Origin of the sequence: Amycolatopsis sp. WAC 01375 (assembly GCF_003947325.1) — a bacterium.
GTDB lineage: Bacteria > Actinomycetota > Actinomycetes > Mycobacteriales > Pseudonocardiaceae > Amycolatopsis.
Window position 1 is genome coordinate 80,776 of the sequence record NZ_QHHW01000053.1, and the last position, 18,380, is coordinate 99,155.

13 protein-coding genes and 1 riboswitch are annotated in these 18,380 nt (G+C 69.5%); of the genes, 2 read left to right on the plus strand and 11 right to left on the minus strand.

Translation table 11 applies throughout. The annotated features are described in order from the left end of the window. Positions 1–10 precede the first annotated feature (10 nt). Positions 11–3,334: a DUF885 family protein gene (locus DL991_RS34845; RefSeq protein WP_125788611.1), complete on the minus strand. Its 3,324-nt coding sequence runs from the start codon at positions 3,332–3,334 to the stop codon at positions 11–13. A 134-nt stretch (positions 3,335–3,468) separates the two neighbouring features. Here DL991_RS34845 and DL991_RS34850 point away from each other — a divergent pair, with 134 nt between their 5' ends. Further along, positions 3,469–4,491 (plus strand): AsnC family protein, encoded by a 1,023-nt coding sequence (locus DL991_RS34850; protein WP_125788612.1) that lies wholly within the window; start codon positions 3,469–3,471, stop codon positions 4,489–4,491. A gap of 115 nt (positions 4,492–4,606) precedes the next feature. Here DL991_RS34850 and DL991_RS34855 read toward each other — a convergent pair whose 3' ends face one another. The 9 genes from DL991_RS34855 to ileS form a co-directional block, all read right to left on the minus strand. Further along, entirely contained in the window at positions 4,607–5,533 is a 927-nt protein-coding gene (locus DL991_RS34855) for an RluA family pseudouridine synthase (protein ID WP_125788613.1), read from the minus strand. Continuing rightward, positions 5,530–6,093 carry a signal peptidase II gene (gene lspA, locus DL991_RS34860; protein WP_034319164.1) on the minus strand — a complete coding sequence of 188 codons (564 nt, stop codon included), beginning with the start codon at positions 6,091–6,093 and terminating at the stop codon, positions 5,530–5,532. Before lspA ends, DL991_RS34855 begins: the two co-directional genes overlap by 4 nt. Before the next feature lie 24 nt (positions 6,094–6,117). Next, positions 6,118–6,714, minus strand: a complete 597-nt coding sequence (locus tag DL991_RS34865) for a hypothetical protein (protein WP_125788614.1) — start codon at positions 6,712–6,714, stop codon at positions 6,118–6,120. 19 nt (positions 6,715–6,733) lie between these two features. Continuing rightward, entirely contained in the window at positions 6,734–8,107 is a 1,374-nt protein-coding gene (locus DL991_RS34870) for an aminotransferase class V-fold PLP-dependent enzyme (RefSeq protein WP_125788615.1), read from the minus strand. Positions 8,108–8,139: 32 nt separating this feature from the next. Further along, positions 8,140–8,254, minus strand: a riboswitch (SAM riboswitch). A 161-nt stretch (positions 8,255–8,415) separates the two neighbouring features. Next, a complete protein-coding gene (locus DL991_RS34875) occupies positions 8,416–9,099 on the minus strand; it encodes a M23 family metallopeptidase (RefSeq protein ID WP_125788616.1) in 684 nt (227 codons plus the stop codon). Positions 9,100–9,230: 131 nt separating this feature from the next. Beyond that, the gene (locus DL991_RS34880; RefSeq protein WP_125788617.1) at positions 9,231–10,709 is read right to left on the minus strand and encodes a potassium/proton antiporter; all 1,479 of its coding nucleotides are present in this window, start codon (positions 10,707–10,709) and stop codon (positions 9,231–9,233) included. Positions 10,710–10,820: 111 nt separating this feature from the next. Continuing rightward, complete coding sequence (locus DL991_RS34885) at positions 10,821–11,504, minus strand: helix-turn-helix transcriptional regulator (RefSeq protein WP_125788618.1); 684 nt, start codon at positions 11,502–11,504, stop codon at positions 10,821–10,823. 43 nt (positions 11,505–11,547) lie between these two features. Continuing rightward, a complete protein-coding gene (locus DL991_RS34890; RefSeq protein WP_125788619.1) occupies positions 11,548–13,152 on the minus strand; it encodes a penicillin-binding transpeptidase domain-containing protein in 1,605 nt (534 codons plus the stop codon). Positions 13,153–13,359: 207 nt separating this feature from the next. Further along, a complete protein-coding gene (gene ileS / locus DL991_RS34895; protein WP_125788620.1) occupies positions 13,360–16,521 on the minus strand; it encodes an isoleucine--tRNA ligase in 3,162 nt (1,053 codons plus the stop codon). A 292-nt stretch (positions 16,522–16,813) separates the two neighbouring features. On the opposite strand from ileS, the gene DL991_RS34900 reads away from it, so the two are divergent. After that, positions 16,814–17,365, plus strand: a complete 552-nt coding sequence (locus DL991_RS34900) for a hypothetical protein (protein WP_199754193.1) — start codon at positions 16,814–16,816, stop codon at positions 17,363–17,365. Positions 17,366–17,405: 40 nt separating this feature from the next. On the opposite strand, the gene DL991_RS34905 is transcribed toward DL991_RS34900, so the two are convergent. Next, positions 17,406–18,380 (minus strand): HNH endonuclease signature motif containing protein (locus tag DL991_RS34905; protein WP_148106375.1); only part of this gene is annotated, 975 nt, incomplete at its 5' end.

Genomic DNA, 18,380 nt, shown 5'->3' on the forward strand with positions numbered 1-18,380 from the left:
TTCGCTTAGCTTAGACCGAGGGGTCGTGCGCGGCCACCCACTCCTTGACGACGTCGTCCAGCACCCGCAGCGGCAGGATCCCGTTGCTCAGCACGACCTCGTGGAAGCCCTTGATGTCGAACCGGTCGCCGAGCGCGGCCTCGGCCTCGGCACGGATCCGCTCGATCTCCAGCCGTCCCACCATGTACGACAGCGCCTGCCCGGGAACGGCGGCGTAGCGATCGATCTCGGCCTCGATCTCCACCCTCGCCATGGGCGTGTTCTCGGCGAGGAAGTCGACGGCCTGCTGACGGCTCCAGCCGAGCGCGTGCATCCCGGTGTCGACGACCAGCCGTCCGGCGCGCATCGAATCCTGGGTGAGCATGCCGAACCTGGTCAGATCGCTGGAGTACAGGCCCATCTCGTCGGCGAGGCGCTCCGAGTAGAGACCCCAGCCTTCGACGTAGGCGTTGACGTCGGCGTGGCCGCGCAACATCGGCAGGCCTTCGAGTTCGTGCGCGATGCAGATCTGGAAGTGGTGCCCAGGAACGGCTTCGTGGAAGGCGATCGCCTCGCTCGTGTGCTTCGGGCGCTGCTCGGCCTCGTGGGTGTTCGCGTAGTAGGTGCCCGGCCGCGATCCGTCGAGCGCCGCCTCGATGTAGTACGCCAGCGTGCCGCCGGGCGCCTCCGCCGGCGGGACCGGCTCGACCTGGCACCGCTGCTCGGGGACGGTCGAGAACCACTGCGGGGCAACGGCTTCGGCGCGGATGATGGCGTCACGCGCGGCGTCGAGCAGTTCGTCGCCGTCCCGCCAGCGCAGGGCCGGGTCGGTGCGCAGCCGCTCGAAGATCTCGTCGAGATCCTTGGTGCCGAAGATCTTGTCGCCCAGTTCGCGGTACTGGTCGGCCAGTTTCGCGATCATGCCGAGCCCGGTGTCGTGCAGATCCCGCGCGGTGCGCTCGGTGGAGGTGTGCGCCCGGATCAGCGCGGCGTACTTCTCCTGCCCGCCAGGGAGCGCGCAGAGACCCGGCTCGGTTTCGGGCTTCGCCACGGGACGCAGCTCGTCGGCGAGGAAGTCGCGATACCGGGCGTAGGCGGGCCGGACGACCTCGGCCAGCAGCCGATCCCGTTCGGTTTCGTAGCCCTCCACGGAAACGGACGCGGTGAGCGCCAGCGGGTCACCCGCCTCGTCACCGAGATAGCGCTCCACGTAAGCGATCCCGCCTTCGACGAGGAACCCGGGCGGGACCAGCCCTTCGGCCGCCGCAGCGCGCTGGCGCACGATCAAAGCGTCCAGGTAGGTGCCCATGCCGTCCAGCCGCTTCAGGTAGCCGCGGACCTTTTCCTCGTCGTTCAGCGACAGCACCGCGAGTTCGTTCAGCATGAACAGTGCCGGCGACGCCAGCCCGTCGCTGACCGAGAACTCGGCGGCCCGGGCGTCGATCACGTCGATCATCGCCTTCGCCTGCTGGATCACGACCTCGCGGGTGACCGCCTCTGCCGGGGAAAGTCCTTCGGTGGCAAGGGCTTCGGCCCGCTCGGCGATGTCGGCCGCCGACGCGCGCTGCGCGGCCGCGGCCTCCGCACTCGGATCGGGCAGCGCACCGTGGTCGCCGGGCAGCCCGAGCAGGGACCGCCACAGCGGGAGCTCCTCGAACTTCAGCTCCATCAGCTCGTCGGCGAGACCGTTCGGGGTGTCGCCGTGCCCGGCGATCCAGTCGCGGACCACCCCGTCCAGCACCGAAAGCGGCAGCGCCCCGCCGCCGAGCACGACGTCGTGGAAGGCCTTGATGTCGAACCGGCTGCCCAGCGTCAGCTCGGCCCGCGCGCGGATGCGCTGGATCTCCAGCCGTCCCACCATGTACGACAGCGCCTGCCCTGGGAACGCGATGTATCGGTCCACTTCGGACTCGATCTCCACCAGCGCCATCGGCGTGTTCTCGGTGAGGAAGTCGATGGCCTGGCGGCGGCTCCAGCCCAGCGCGTGCAGCCCGGTGTCGACGACGAGCCGTCCGGCGCGCATCGAGTCCATGGTCAGCATGCCGAGCTTCGCGACGTCGTCGGAGTACAGGCCCATCTCGTCGGCGAGGCGCTCGGTGTACAGGCCCCAGCCCTCGGCGTACGCGGTGAAGTCGCCGATGCGGCGCAGCAGCGGGAGCTCGGTGAGTCCCTGCGCGAGGCTCAGCTGGAAGTGGTGGCCGGGGATGGCCTCGTGGAACGCCGTCGCCTCGGCCGCGTGCCGGAACCGCTCCTCCGCCTTGTGGGTGTTGGCGAAGTAGATGCCCGGCCGGGAGCCGTCGACCGCGGGCCACATGTAGTACGCGGCGGGCGCGCCGGGCGCGGATTCGGCGGGGACCGGCTCGACCGTCCACGGCTGCGGCGGGATCCGGCCGAACCACTTCGGCGCCTCGGCCTCGGCCCTGGTGATGGCCGCGCGGGCGGAGTCGAGCATCTCGTCGGCGCTGGACCACCGCAGTGCCGGGTCGCTGCGAAGCTTGGTGAAGATCTCGGCCAGGTCGCTGGTGCCGAAGACCCGGGAGCCGTACTCGCGGTACTCGGCGGCCAGGTTCGCGATCACGTCGAGCCCGGTCTGGTGCAGTTCACGCGGGGTGCGGACGGTCGTCGTGTGCATCTCGGCGAGCAGGGCGTAGATCCGCTCGCCGTCGGGCAGCCAGCAGACGCCGGGCTTGTCCTCGGGACGGCCGTGCGGCGCGATCTCCTTCGCGAGCACCTCGCGGTACTCGGCGATCGCGGGCCGGACGACGTCACGCAACAGGTCGGCGCGGCGGGTCTCGAAGTCTTCGTCCGGCGCGGGCTGGCGCAGCAGCGGATCGGCCGACGGATCGGCGAGGTGCCGGTCGAGGTACGCGACCGCGGCGTCGACGAGGTACGCGACCGGGACCAGGCCGCGGGCGACGCCGTCACGATGCCGCTGCGCGGCCTGCCGCAGGTACTCGGGGATCGCGGCGATGCGCCCGAGGTGCGCCTCCGCCTGCGCGCCCGTCCCGACCGACATCATCGGCAGCACGGTGAGCACCTCGGCGGCGGGCGAGATGAACAGGTCGCTGACGGTGAACTCGACGAACCGCGAGTCCAGCAGCGCGATCCTCGCCCGCGCCATCGCGATCAGGACGTCGCGGGTGGTCTTCTCCTCCGCGCTCAGCCCCTCGGTGATGAGCGCCTCGGCCCGCTCGGCGAGCCCGGCCAGCTGCGCGCGGAAGGCGTCTCCCGCGGCCTCGCCGAGATCGGTGAGCCCGGTCGATTCCGGACGGAAGCCCTGCAAAGCGGGCATGACCGGCTCGGCGTCGAAGAGGGCTTCGACGAACTCGTCGGCGAGGGCGGAGACTTCGCTCATGTTTCTTCCCCAGTGATCGGTGGAGGCGGTATCCCCGACCCTAATGGAGACCGCGACCTACCGAAGCCGGGTTTTGCGGCACTCGGACGGCCTCTTCACGCGGCGCCGGAGGCGAGGCGGTAGCGTTCCCGGACGTGGCCGTGACCGATCCCGTGGACATCCGCTTGCTCGCCGCCCTCGCGGACCTGGGCAAGGCGGCCGTACACGAACTCGCGGCCAAGGTCGGGATGGATCCGCGCGAGGTCGCGTACCGCCTGGTCGCCCTCTCCGGCAGCGGATTGCCGCTGCTCGTCGGCGTCGAGAGCGACCCGAACGGGCTACGGGCCGCCATCGCCGGGGCGCCGCCCTCCTGGGCTCAGCAGCCCCCGCAGCCTCAACAACCACAGCAGCCCCAGCGTCCACCCGGTCACTCCGGGCCGCACAACATCCATGGCACGTCCTCGGGGCCGTACAACGTCCAGGGGACGCCGTCCGGCGCGTACAACGTGCACGGCACGCCGTCGGGCGCGTACAACGTCCATGGCACGCCGTCGGGGCGCTATCCCGGCCCGCCGTCGGCCCCGGTGCGCCAGCCGATGGCGCCGCCGCCGCGGCCACCCGCCCCGCCGCAGCAGCAGTTCGCCCCGCCCCCGATGGCGCCCGCCGACCCGGTGATGAGCACCTGGGGCGTGCCGCAGACCGCGTCCTGGGCCCGCGGCGACGAACAGCAGGTCACCCCGCAGGCGGCCCCGGAGGGCAAGAAGGGCCGGACCGGTGACGTGATGGAGACCCAGGGCCTGGAGGGCGAACAGCTCACCGTCCAGTTGCTCGAGGTCCAGGACCCGGCGGACTACCTGTTCAGCGCGGCGGGCTACTCGCTGGAGGCCGGCGAACGATCGGTCGTCGTGCACACCGAGATCACCAACCGCGGGAACATCCCGTTCGTGTCGCTTCCGGACAACTACCTCGAACTGCTCACCGCGGACGGCAAGCCGATCGCGAAGGCGCCGGTCTCGCTGACCTCGCGGCCGCCGCACAAGATCGGCGTCCGGCCCGGTGAGACCCTCGGCGGGCACACCGTCTATGTGCTGCCGGACGCCACCCGCGTGGTCGCCGTGCGCTGGTCGCCCCGGCCCGAGCCGGACGAGCGCACGCTGACCTGGTCCATCGACGACTGATCCCCCGTCACAGAAACCCCACACGTCACAACGGCTGCGCGTGAAGGCCCCTTCACGCGGCTCAGCCGAGGGAACTCGCCCTTCGCGCCGCCCGGCCCCACCGGTCACATCGTGCCTAGTTTTCGTCCTGCAGGATCCGCAGCGCGGTGGCGAGGTCGTCCGGGTACTCCGATTCGAACTCGACCCAGCGCCCGTCGGACGGGTGGGCGAAGCCGAGCGTCTTCGCGTGCAGCCATTGCCGGGAAAGCCCGAGCTTGCGCGCCAGCACCGGGTCGGCACCGTAGGTCAAATCACCGACGCAGGGGTGCTTGAGCGCCGAGAAGTGCACGCGGATCTGGTGCGTGCGGCCGGTCTCCAGTTTGATCTGCGCCAGCGACGCGGCGCGGAAGGCCTCGACGACCTCGTAGTGCGTGACGCTGGGCCGCCCGCCCTGGACGACCGCGAACTTGTAGTCGTGCCGGGGGTGCCGGTCGATCGGCGCGTCGATGGTGCCACGCGTCGGATCGGGGTGGCCCTGCACGATGGCGTGGTAGCCCTTGTCGACGGTGCGTTCCTTGAACGCCCGCTTCAGCACGGTGTACGCGTGCTCGCTCTTCGCCACGACCATAACGCCGGTGGTGCCGGCGTCCAGCCGGTGCACGACGCCCTGGCGTTCGGCGGCGCCCGAGGTCGCGATCCGCAGCCCGGCGGCGGCGAGCCCGCCGACGACGGTCGGCCCGGTCCAGCCGGGGCTCGGGTGCACGGCGACGCCGACCGGCTTCGAGATCACCACGATGTCGTCATCGTCGTGCAGGATCTTCATGCCTTCGACGGGTTCCACGACGACCTCGATGGGCGAGGCCGGATCGGGCAGCGTCACTTCGAGCAGCCCGCCTGCGGTCAGCCGGTCCGACTTCCCGGCCTGCCTGCCGTCGAGCAGGATCTCGCCGGATTCGGCCAGTTCCGCCACGATCGTGCGGGAAAGTCCCAGCAGTTTCGCCAGCCCCGCGTCGACGCGCATGCCGTCGAGCCCATCGGGAACGGGCAACATCCGCGCGCTCATTCGCTCGCCGCTTTCTTCTTGTCTTTTGTGGATGTTCCGTCGTAGTCCTTGCCCAGCAAGGAAAGGATCACGATGAGCACGCCGCCGACACAGATCGCGGAGTCGGCGACGTTGAAGATCGCCCAGCCCTGCCCGTTCGGCGCGAACGCGGAGATCATGTCGACCACGTGTCCCTGCAGCGGGCCCGGCGCGCGGAAGATCCGGTCGGTGAGGTTGCCGAGCGCACCGGCCAGTACCAGGCCGAGACCGATCGCCCAGCCCACCGAGCGCAGCCGCCGGGACAGCCAGACGATGGCGATCACGACGGCGATCGCGACCAGCGCGAGCACCCAGGTGAGCCCGGTCGCCATCGAGAAGGCGGCGCCGGGGTTGCGTACCAGCTGGAAGTACACCAGCCCGCCGAGGAACTCGACCGGCTGCTTGCCCTCGAGCGTGGACACGGCGATCTGCTTGGTGAGGAGGTCGATCCCCCACAGCACCGCGGCGACGGCGAACACCACAGCGACGCGCTTCTTGGGCAGCGGCGGCGACGGTGGCGCGGTTTCGGGCTCTGTACTCACTCTCCCATTGTCCACTGAGCCCGCTCAGGCCTCCTCGGCGGCTGTCTTCGGCCTGCTCAGCAGGGCCGCGAACGCGCCGGCGAGCGCGACCAGCGACGACAGCACCAACGCGAGCTGCCCTCGCGCGAGCACGACCGCGCAGAGCACGAACGCCGCGGCCACGACGAGCACCAGCACGCTGCGCTCCAGCCAGGCGAGCCCGACCAGGCCGAGCGTCAGCAGAACCGCGCTCCGCGCGTCGCCGTCCATGTCGAGTTCCCAGTAGCCGACCAGATCCGCCAGCACGATGGCGACCAGCCCGCCGAGCGCGATCCCGGCGACCTTCCACCACCGAACGGTCTTCGCCCGGAACGCGTAGAACAGCACCGTGCCGAGGTAGACCGCGAGGACGGCGAACAGCCAGTTGTCCATCCTGCCCATGCCGACGACCGAAACCGCGGTCAGGGCCTCACGGCTCGTCTCCCCGCCGTGGACGGATCCGAACATGCCGCCGTTCGCGTACGGCGCGTAGGCGAACCATCCCTCGGACCGGCGCGCGCCGACGGACAGGGCCACCACCGCCAGCTGGGCGAATCCCAGCAACGCCAGCGGAAACCAATAACGTGGTCGCTCGTTCCCCATGCGGGGTGAGGCTAGTGGGTCAGGCGCAGAACGGGGGCAGTTCCCGCGGATCGTTCTCCGGCACCCAGCGGCCCTCGGGCTTCTCGTACTGCCAGCGGGCGCCGCGGGCGACGATCTGGCGCAGTGCCAGCACGAGCCGGTCGACGTGTTCGGTGGTGCTGCCGAGGCCGAGGCTGACCCGGACGGCCTGCTGCCCGGTCGAACCGGCGGCGGAGATCAGCCGTTTGGTGGCGATGTGCGCGCAGAACGCGCCGTCCCGCACGCCGATGCCGTACTCCGCCGAAAGGACCGCAGCGAGCCAGCCCGGGTCGAACCCGTCGACGACGAAGCTGAGCGTGCCGACCCTGTCGACCGGCGCGTCGAACAGCCGCAGTTCGGCGAATCCGGGAACCGCGGCGAGACCGCGACGCAGCCGCGCCAGCAGTTCGTCCTCGTGGGCGACGATCGCGTCCCAGTTCCCGGCCAGTGTCTCGCAGGCGACACCGAGCGCGTAGACGCCGACGGTGTTGGGAGAACCGGCTTCGTGCCGCTCGGGGCCGGAATTCCAGACCACGCCGAGGTTTTCGGAGTCACGGTTGACGAGCTTCGTCGCACCGCCACCGGCGAGGTACGGCTGGGCGGCGCGCAGCCAGTCGGCGCGGCCGATCAGCGCTCCGGCACCGAAAGGCGCGTACAGCTTGTGGCCAGACAGCGCGACGTAGTCGACGTCCAGTTCACGCACCGAGATCTTCCGATGCGGGGCGAGCTGCGCCGCGTCGAGCGCGATCCGGGCGCCGTGCCGCCGCGCGACCGCGGCGATCTCCTTGACCGGCAACAGTTCCCCGGTCACGTTGGACGCGCCGGTGATGACCACCAGCCGCGGCCCCTGTGGGCAGTCCGCGAGTGCTTCGTCCACAGCGGACACCGCGGCGAGACGGGTGCGAGGGGTCTGGATCCGGCGGACGTTCGGGCCCCGCCACGGCAGCAGCGCGGCGTGGTGATCGGTGTCGAACACGACGACCGACGTGTGCTTCGGCAGGCTGCGCGCGAGAAGGTTGAAGGAATCGGTGGTATTGCGGGTGAACACGACGGCGTCGGTCGACCGCGCGTCGACGAAGTCCCGCAGGATTCCGCGCGTGCGCTCGTAAAGCTTGGTGGAGATCTGCGAAGCGAACCCGGCGCCGCGATGCACGCTGGCGTACCAGGGCAGGAATTCGTCGACGGCGGCACGCACCTTGTCCAGGCAGGGGGCGCTCGCCGCGTGGTCGAGGTTGGCGTATCCGATATGGTCACTGCCGCCGCCGGTCACCAGCGGGACCCGCAGATCGGCGCACGCGACCGTCGGGATTTCGTGTGTGGCAACGGTTTCCGCGACAGCGGCGGGGGTGTTGGTGCGTTCGATAGCGAGAGTCATCGTCATCCTCCGGGCCAGGGGACCCGACGAGGATCCCGCGCTTGCCCGTCGCACCACGCGACGAGCCAGGTCCTCACCCGGGGCACCCCACCGCGGAAGGAGGGTTGCCGGTCAGCTAGCCGGGGCTTGACGCTGACACTCGTGACCTACGGACGAAGTTAGCGGACGGGCAGGCGATCGAGCCACCCCTCGTCCGCATCTTGAGACGCCGCTCACGTGCTCCGCAAGCGAGGAAACCCGCAATTCGGCACCTGATTGCGCTGGTTCGCGGCCTGGACCAGCGCAATCAGGTGCCGAATTGCGGCAGGTCAGGCGCGGAATCGGCCGGGCAGCGGGACGATCGCGCGGGAGGACACCGAGGTCGCGGTCCCCGAGTACTGATCGGTGCCCGCGGTGAACTGCCAGCCGCCGAAGGTCTTGCCGTCGACGGCCTCGCCGTAGGCCGCCGCGACCTTGGTGGAGACCTCGTCGTAGGACATGCCGTTCCAGTTGCCCGCGCCGACGCCGAAGTCGCGCGAGTCGCCGCCCTGCGCGGCGGCCGCGGGCAGCGTCCACAGGGTGAAGTGCACGTGGGCGCCGGTGCTGCTGCCACCGCAGGGCAGCGCGTTACCGGTCCGGCCGAGTGCGTCGCCAGGGGCGACCTTCTGGCCGTCGGTGACCGCGATGCCTTCCAGGTGGTAGTACCCGGTCCGCCAGCCGCCGTCGTGGTCGACGGTCACCCAGTCGCCGCCGTCGCAGTGCTGGATCCGGACCGTGCCCGCCAGCGGGGCGCGAACGGTCCGGTCGCCGGGGCTGAAGTCGATGGCGTTCTTCACGCCGGAGGTCCCGTTGTCCGAGTGGATCCCCGCCGAGTAGACCGACTGGCCTGTTTCGAAGGGCAGCCCGAACACGGGAAACGCGCCGGCCGCTGTCGCCACCGGGGCGGTGAGAACCACCCCGGCGAGTGCCGCGGCGACCCCCAGACCGGCGAACCGCACAGGAAGTTTCGTCACCTTGCGTACTCCTTACCCCGCGACACTCACCCATTCGATGGAGTCGATTGCCGGGAAAGTAATCCAAAAGGAGGACGCAAGGGAAGAATTATCTGAGATCAACCGACGAACAGCTGGTGCCGGGCCGTGACCTACTGGCCGGATTCGCCCTTCCACCTGGCGAGGCGTCCGGCGCGGTCGACGGCCCGCAGGCGCCGCTCGGCCGCGTCACGGACTTCGGCGGTGGTCACGACGAGTAACTGATCCCGTTCCTGGAGCCGGGTGTTCTTGTTGGGCGTGAAGCCGGTGCCGTCACGGACGAGGAGGCTGATCGTCGCCCCGATGGGCAGCCGTAGTTCGGCCAGGTAGACGCCGTGCATCTTGGATCCGGCGTTGATCCGGACCTGCAGGAGTTCCGCGCCCATCTCGTCGAGCGGGGCGGAGTCGACGTCGATCTCGTGCGCTTCGGTGTGCTGGGCGAGTCCGAGCACGCGCGCGAGCGGGGTCAGCGTCGCGCCCTGGAGCAGCGTCAGCACGATGACCAGCACGAACACCGCGTCGACCAGCTCCTGCGCGCCGGGCACCCCCGACGACAGGGGGATCAGCGCGAGCACGATCGGGACCGCCCCGCGCAAGCCCGCCCAGGACAGGAACACCTGTTCTCGCCAAGGGATCTTGAACGGCAGCGCCGAGAGCACCACCGACAACGGACGGGCGAGCAACAACACGACCGCGCCCGCGACCAGGCCCTGGACCAGGCTTTCGAGGATCCTGCTCGGCGAGGCGAACAGGCCGAGCAGCACGAACAGCCCGATCTGCGCGAGCCAGCCGAGCCCCTCGGCGAAGGACAGCGTGTCCGACCGGTGCGGCAGCTTCGAGTTCCCCAGCACCAGTGCCGCGACGTAGGTGGCGAGCAGGCCCGACGCGTGGGCGAGCTGACCGCTCGAGTACGCCACGACGCAGACCGCGACCGTGGCCAACGGGTACAGACCGGTGGCGGGAAGCGCCGCCCGGCGCAGCGCGAACGCCCCACCCCAGCCGAACGCGAGGCCGATCACCAGGCCGGCGGCCAGTTCGTAGACCACCAGCAGCGGCAGCGACCAGTCGACGGTCGCGCCCTCGGCCAGCACGACGACGGCGATGTAGGCCGGGGCGTCGTTGATCCCCGACTCGATCTCCAGCGCGCCGACCAGCCGTTTGCCGATCCCCGCCGATCTCAGCACGGAGAAGACCGCGGCGGCGTCGGTCGAGGCCAGCACCGCGCCCCACAGCAACGCCATCCGCCAGTCCAGGCCCAGCAACCAGTGCAGGGCCGCGCCGGTGACCGCGATACTCACCACGACGGCCACTGTGGACAGTGCGATTCCGATGCCCAGCGACGGTTTCACGGCCGTCCAGCGGGTGGTGAGGCCACCCTCGGAAAGGATCATCACCAGCGCGGCGAGGCCGAGTGACTGGGTGAGCTCGGGGTTGTCGTACTGGATGCCGAACCCGGCTTCGCCGAGCAGGACCCCCATCCCCAGGTACAGCAGCAGCGAGGGAAGGCCGACCCGGATCGACACCCGGACGGCGATCACGGCGACGAGGAGCACCGCACCACCGGTACCGAGAATGAGCGGGAGCTGCTCCATGTCGCCTCCCGTCCGGCCGCCGTGAGGGCTCCAGAATAGTGAGGCGGTGGTCGTCACTCGTTCGTGTACCGGCCGGAAAGCGTCCGGATAGCCTGTGTTACAGACTGTCCACTAGGGACTGCGCAGGGCCACCAGGTCGACACCGAGGTCCGCGAACGGTTTCTCCGCCGCGGGCAGGACTTTCACCGCGCGGTTGCCCTCACGGGACAACCAGCCGGCACTCACTGCGTGAGACAGTAGCGCCGCGGGGGCCCGGCCCGCCAAATGATCACGCCGGACCGTCCAATCCAGACAGTCGCGCAGTATCGGGCGGCGGCCGTCGGCGATCTCCACCCCGAGCCCGCCGAGCACCTCGCGTCCGCGACCGGTCAGCGTCAGGCCGTCGGCCTCGTCGATCAGCCCGCCGGCGAGCATCCCGTCCCGCAGCGCGACGCCGACCCTCCCGGCGAGGTGGTCGTAGCAGGTCCGGGCGAACTCCAGCCGTTTCACCCGCACCGACGAACGCAATCCCTTCACCGGGCGGTGCTCGGCATGCTGCGCCAGATGCTCGATCAGCTCCGCCACCCGGGGGTCGGCTATCCGGACGTAACTGTGCCGTCCCTGTTTCACCCGCACGACGAACCCGGCCTCGGTCAGCTTCGTCACGTGCTCGCTCGCCGTCGACGCGGCCACCTCGGCCGCGCCTGCCAGCTCCGTCACCGTCCAGGCGCGCCCGTCGAGCAGCGCGAGGCACATCGACGCGCGACTCGGATCGGCGAGCACGGCCGCGACCTCGGCCAGTGCGATCGTTTCCATGCGTTCACCGTAGAAGACCGACGCTTCGGCGAGCGCCGAACCGTCAGCCGGCCAGGAACTTCGCCGCCAGCTGCACCGCGGGCTTGGAGTCGTTGGCACCCTCGAGCATGACGGCGAAGGCGACGTCCCCGCGGTAGCCGACGAACCAGCCGTTGGCGTCGGCACCCGAACCGAACTGCGCCGTCCCCGTCTTGCCGAAGACTGCTCCGCTGCCCTTCAGCGCCTTCGCGGTCCCTGTCGTGCAGACCTCGCGCATCATCGCGCGGACCTGGTTCAACACCCCGGCGGACGGAGCCTGGTAACCGGCGTTGACCTTGGTCTCCAGCCCCTGCCACAGCTTCGGCACCACCGGTTTCCCCGTGGCGACCGTCGCGGCCATCAGCGCCGCGCCCAGCGGGCTGACCTGCACCCTTCCCTGACCGATCCCGGCCTCGACCTGCTCGTCGCCGCTACCCGACGACTCCACCTTGCCGGTCTCGGTGGCCAGCCCCGGGATCTCGAAGTCGGCGTTGAGGCCGAACTGGCTCGCGGCCTTCGCGAGGCCGTCCGCGGGCAGTTGCCCGGCGAGCCGCCCGAAGGTCGTGTTGCACGACGCGGCGAACGCCGTCTTCAGCGACACCGTCCCCAGGTCGAACCCGTTGTCGTTCTTGAGCGTGCGGGTGCCGATCTGCTCGCTGCCCGGGCAGGCCACCGGCGAGTCGGCGGAAACCCCGCCCTGCTGCAACGCCGCGGCCGCCGTGGCGATCTTGAAGGCCGAACCCGGCGCGTAGAGACCGCTGAGCGCCTTCGGCTGGTTCCCGGCGGCGGCGTTCTGCGCGATCGCCAGCAGTTCGCCCGAGGTCTTCATCGCGACGATGATCGCCGATCCGCCGAAGCCGTCGACGGCTTTCTGCGCGGCGGCCTGTGACGCCACGCTCAACGTCGAGACCAGCGGTTTTTCGGTCTCGGCAGCCTGTCCGAAGAGCGTTTCGACCGGTTTGCCGGAGGCGTCGACGCGCGACACCGTGACGGTGGCCGGAGTCCCGGTGCCGCCGTTCTGCTCGGAGGCGACCTTGGACAGCGCCCCCTGCAGGATCGGTGCGACACCGGCCGAGTCACCGCCGACGAGGGCCTTGCCGTCCCGGTCGGCCACGACCGGTTTGGCCGAAACCGGAGCGACGGAAAGCCGCTGCCCGGCTTCGAGCTTCGGGTGAATCGCCGACATCGCCCAGCGGACCACCCATTTCCCGCCGTTGCGCACCAGGTCCAGCTTGCCTTCGTACTTCCAGACACTGTTGCCCGCGAAGGTCCACGCGGCGTGGAAGGTGGCCGACGTCGAGGTCGCCTCGCCCGGCGTCGTCGGGACCTCGCCGAGTGACGTCTTGACGGACGCCCCGTTGAGCGTGTTGCGCGTCCCCGTCAGCGCGGCCGTGGCCGCCGCCGGATCGTCGACCGGGGCCGTGCTCAGGTCACCGAGGTCGAACAGCCGCAGGAACCGGGCGGCGACCTGCGCCGGGCTCTCCTGCACGTTCGCGGCCGGCTCGCCTGGTCCCCCGTCGGCCGCGGGCGCCTGATCCTCCTTGACCAGCAACACCACCGCGGCCACCACGATGGCGACGACCGCCAGCACGGCGCCGATCAGGATCCCTCTTTTCCGGGCAGGACTCATGGATTCGCTCTCCCCCAGTGCGGCGCGCCCCTCGCGCGCCTCGGGCCAGCCTGCCGATTTCCCCAGGGGCAAGGCTGCCTTCGGGCGGGAAAGCGGCTGTTCCGAATCCGATTCGTGATCCCGGCGATCGGGACCTCCCGGATGCAATGAAAGGCCCCTTCATTGCAAAATTTGCAATGAAGGGGCCTTTCATGTCACTTGCGAGAGTCAGGCCTTGGCGACCGCCACGGTCACCTTGGTGCCCTCCCCGACCGTCCCGGCGGAGCCGTCGGCGACGGCGCCGTAGGCCACCGAAGTCGCCAGCGTCTCCGAAGCGATGAACTCCTCGTGCGTCTTCGCGGCCGTGACCACGTCTTCCGGCGCGTCGACCGTCAGCGCGATCCGGTCGGCGACGTCGAGCCCGGCGTCACGGCGGGCCTGCTGCACGACCCGGACCAGGTCGCGGGCGAGACCCTCGGCCGCCAGTTCGCCGGTCACCTCGGTGTCGAGCAGCACCAGCCCGGCGCCACCCGGCAGTTCCGCCGCCGCGCCGCCGCCCTTGGCGACCAGACGCCGGTCGTACTCGCCTTCGACGAGTTCGATCCCGGCGGCCACGACGGCACCGCTCTCCGACGTCGTCCACTCGCCTGCCTTGACGGCCTTGATCACCGTCTGGACGTCCTTGCCCAGCCGCGGTCCGGCGGCACGCGCGTTCACCGCGACCTCGAAACCGCCGTGCGCGGCGACGTCCGTGGTCAGCTCGACGGACTTGACGTTGACCTCGTCGCGCAGGATGTCGGTGAACTCGCGCAGCGAGCCGGCCTCGTGCGCGGCGACGACCAGCTTGGCCAGCGGCAGCCGCACCCGCAGCTTGTTCGACTTCCGCAGCGAAAGCGCCGAGGACGCCACCTGGCGGACCCGGTCCATCGCCGTCACCAGCGCCGCGTCGGCGGGCAGGTCGAGCGCGTTCGGCCAGTCGGTCAGGTGCACCGAGCGGCCGCCGGTCAGCCCGCGCCAGACGACCTCGGTGGTCAGCGGCAGCAGCGGCGCCACCACCCGCGACGTCACCTCCAGCACGGTGTGCAGGGTGTCGATCGCGTCCTGCTCGCCTGCCCAGAACCGGTCGCGCGACCGGCGCACGTACCAGTTCGTCAGCACTTCGAGGAAGTCACGGACGGTCGAGCAGGCGCCGGCGACGTCGTAGGTGTCGAGCGCGTGCTCGACGTCGGTCACCAGTTCGTGTGTCTTCGCCAGCACGTACCGGTCGAGGACGTGCTTCGAATCCGTGCGCCACTGGCCTTCCACGCCCTCGGCGTTCGCGTAGAGCGCGAGGAAGTAGTACGAGTTCCACAGCGGCAGCACGGCCTGGCGGACGGCGTCGCGGATGCCCTTGTCGGTGACGACCAGGTTCCCGCCGCGCAGGATCGGGCTCGCCATCAGGTACCAGCGCATCGCGTCGGAGCCGTCGCGGTCGAAGACCTCGTTGACGTCCGGGTAGTTGCGCAGCGACTTGGACATCTTCTGGCCGTCCGAGCCGAGCACGATCCCGTGCGAGACGCAGGTGCGGAACGCCGGCCGGTCGAACAGCGCGGTCGCCAGCACATGCAGCAGGTAGAACCAGCCGCGGGTCTGGCCGATGTACTCGACGATGAAGTCGCCCGGGTAGTGGTGCTCGAACCACTCGGTGTTCTCGAACGGGTAATGCACCTGCGCGTACGGCATCGAACCCGAGTCGAACCAGACGTCGAACACGTCCTCGATCCGGCGCATGGTGGACTTCCCGGTCGGGTCGTCCGGGTTGGGCCGGGTCAGCTCGTCGATGAACGGCCGGTGCAAGTTCTCCAGCCGCACGCCGAAGTCGCGTTCGAGTTCGTCGAGCGAGCCGTAGACGTCCGTGCGCGGGTACGCCGGGTCGTCCGACTGCCACACCGGGATCGGCGTGCCGAAGTACCGGTTGCGGGAGACCGACCAGTCGCGGGCGTTCTCCAGCCACTTGCCGAACTGGCCGTCCTTGACGTTCTCCGGGTACCAGGTGATCTGCTGGTTCAGCTCGATCATCCGGTCCTTGAACTCGGTCACCGCGACGAACCACGACGAGACGGCGCGGTAGATCAGCGGGTTGCGGCAGCGCCAGCAGTGCGGATACGGGTGCTCGTAGGTCTCGTGGCGCAGCAGCACCGCGCCCTGACGGCCGGCGGATCCGGTGCCGTTCTTGAGATCCTTGATGATGTTCGGGTTGGCGTCGAACACCTGCTGGCCCGCGTAGTCCGAGACGGTGGCGTCGAACTTGCCCTGCGCGTCGACCGGGGTGACCGGCACGATGCCTGCCGCGTCGGTGACGGCCTTGTCCTCTTCACCGTAGGCGGGCGCGATGTGGACGACACCGGTGCCGTCCTCGGTGGTGACGTAGTCCGCGGACAGTACGCGGTGCGCGTTCTCGTGTCCGGTGAAAAACGGGAACGGTGGGGCGTAACGGGTTCCGAGCAGTTCGGTGCCGGTGTAGTGCCCGACGACGGCCGGCTCTTCGCCGAGCTCGCGAGCATACGAGGCGACACGTGCTTCGGCGAGCAGGAACCGCTTGCCGCCGGATTCCACCACGACGTAGCGCACGTCGGGGTGCACCGCGGTCGCGAGGTTGGACGGCAGCGTCCACGGGGTCGTCGTCCAGATCAGGAGGTACGTGCCGTCGAGCTCGTTGTCGTTGCCCTCCAAGCGGAAACCGACCGTGACGGCCGGGTCCTGGCGGCTGGCGTAGACGTCGTCGTCCATGCGCAGCTCATGGTTGGACAGCGGTGTCTCGTCGCGCCAGCAGTAGGGCAGGACCCGGTAGCCCTCGTAGACCAGGCCCTTGTCCCACAGCTGCTTGAACGCCCAGATGACCGACTCCATGTAGGACAGGTCGAGCGTTTTGTAGTCGTTGTCGAAGTCGACCCAGCGGGCCTGGCGGGTGACGTAGTCCTGCCATTCGCCGGTGTAGCGCAGCACGGACTCGCGGCAGGCCTCGTTGAAGACGTCGATGCCCATCGCGTCGATCTCGGACTTCTCGGTGATCCCGAGCTGGCGCATGGCCTCGAGTTCGGCGGGCAGGCCGTGGGTGTCCCAGCCGAAGCGGCGCTCGACGCGCTTACCCTTCATCGTCTGGTAACGCGGCACCAGGTCCTTCACGTACCCGGTGAGCAGGTGACCATAGTGCGGGAGACCGTTGGCGAACGGCGGGCCGTCGTAGAAGACGTACTCGTTCGAACCGTTGACGCCGGGGTCGCGGGCGTCGATCGAAGCCTGGAAGGTCCGATCGGATTCCCAGTACGCGAGGACGCGCTTTTCCGACTCGGGGAACGAAGGCTGGGACGGGACGCCGGTCTCGCCGTCCATCTGTGCCTTGGGATACATCTTCGGTGCTCCTCGCGGTTCGTCTCTCTCGTACGGGCTCGCGCCCACACGGGGACGAGACGGCCGTTTCCGGCGCGTTCCGCGGTACCACCCCGCTTGCCCGGCCGGCGGTGTTCCGGCTGGGCCGCTCATTCGACGGCTGTGACGGGCCGTACCCGTCCGGTTCTACTGAGGGCCTTGGCCCTGTTCTTCCGGAGGCTCCCCGGTGATGACCGGATCGGTGCCAGTTGATTCAAGGGTAGCGCGCGGGGGCAACCGGGTTGTCCGGGGTGGGCTTATCGATACTGCGGACATGACGCGAGACGACTGGCTGGCCGGACAGACACGGACCTTCACCGCACTGCACGGCAAGCGGGTCGACAAGTGGACCGGCGTGGAGATGGCACTGCGGGAAGATGTGGCGGGTACCGGCCCGCAATTCGCAGACCCCGACGTTCCCTGCCTTCAGCTGTACTGGCTTCAAGCTTGGCTGGATGACGGCAGTGCGCTGGAGATCGGCACCTGTCAGGACGACGATGGCTTCGGCCTCCACGGCCAATCGCCGGACAAAGCGTCCGATGACGACCATTGGAACGGGATCTATCGCTGGCGGTCCTTTCCCGAGTTACCCACCGGTCCGGTCGATCACGTCGCCGTCTTCCACGAGCGGCATTTCCTGGCCGAGGTTCACTTCCGGATCGGAGCACGGCCGCTGGCACTGGTCGCGGGTGAACTGGAGGAGACGCACGAGGGCGGGCTGATCTTCCAACGACTCGACGAATCGGTCCTCGCCTTCACCGATCTTGTCGCGGTCGACCGCGTCCCGTGGAACACGGCGCGCCAAATCCACCTCGCAGCTTTCTGAGAGCGAGGACGTGTAGGTCGTTATACGGCCGCGGGTCGGCCTAGATCCTGAGGTGCATGGTGTTCCTCCTTGGTGTCCCGGTGGGGTCGAGGTAGGCGGGCGGGGTGAATTCGGGTAGTCCGTCTTGGGCGATCTGGACTTTCCATGTGCTGTGGTGGATGAGCCGGTGGTGTTTGGTGCACAGGAGTACGAGGTTGTCGATTTTCGTGTCGCCGTGGTGGCGCCAGAAAACAATGTGGTGTGCGGTGCAGCGGGGGACGGGCATGTCGCAGCCGGGGAACGCGCAGCCGCCGTCGCGGAGGGTCAACGCATACTTCTGGGCGAGGGAGACGGTGCGTTTCGACCGTCCTATGTCGAGGGGTTCGCCCGCGGTGCCGAGGACACCTGGTCGGACGCGGGCGTCGCAGGCGAGGATGCGGGCGTCGGTGGCGCTGATCGGTCCGACGAGGTCGAGGTGGGCTTCGCCGATGTCGCGGATCAAGTCGTCGTAGGACATAGTGACCAGGATGTGGGTGGCCTCGCCTGCTTGGCCGGGGAGGTTGCGGCTGGTGGTTTTGAGTCGGACGTAGTCGGTGAAGGCGTCGCCGTAGCGTTCGTCTTGGGTGCGGGAGTCCCGGATGCCGTCGATGGCTTTGTGGGGTTTGGCCATGGGATCCAAATCGGATTTGAGGCGGGCGTAGGTTTCGAGGTCGAGGGTGGCTTTCAGGCCGAGGGTGCCATCGCGGTGTTTGACGAACCGCATTTCCGGACGGACGTCCTTCGGATCCTCGTTGCGGGGTTCTTTGCCATCGGGGTCGAGTTTGTCGAGCAGGCGGCGTCCGGCGCGGGCGATCTGCCGCGGCCCGGCGTGCCGGGCCAGGTCGACGAGGATCTTTTCCCCGGCTCGGGTGTCTTCGTCGGGGACGGTGGAGGGGATGCGGGCGAGGGTGCGGATGATGGCGTCGATCTGCGAGCCGCCGATCGCGCCCTCGGCGGCGGCTCGAGCGGTCAAGGGTGCCAGGGGTGGCACGGTGCC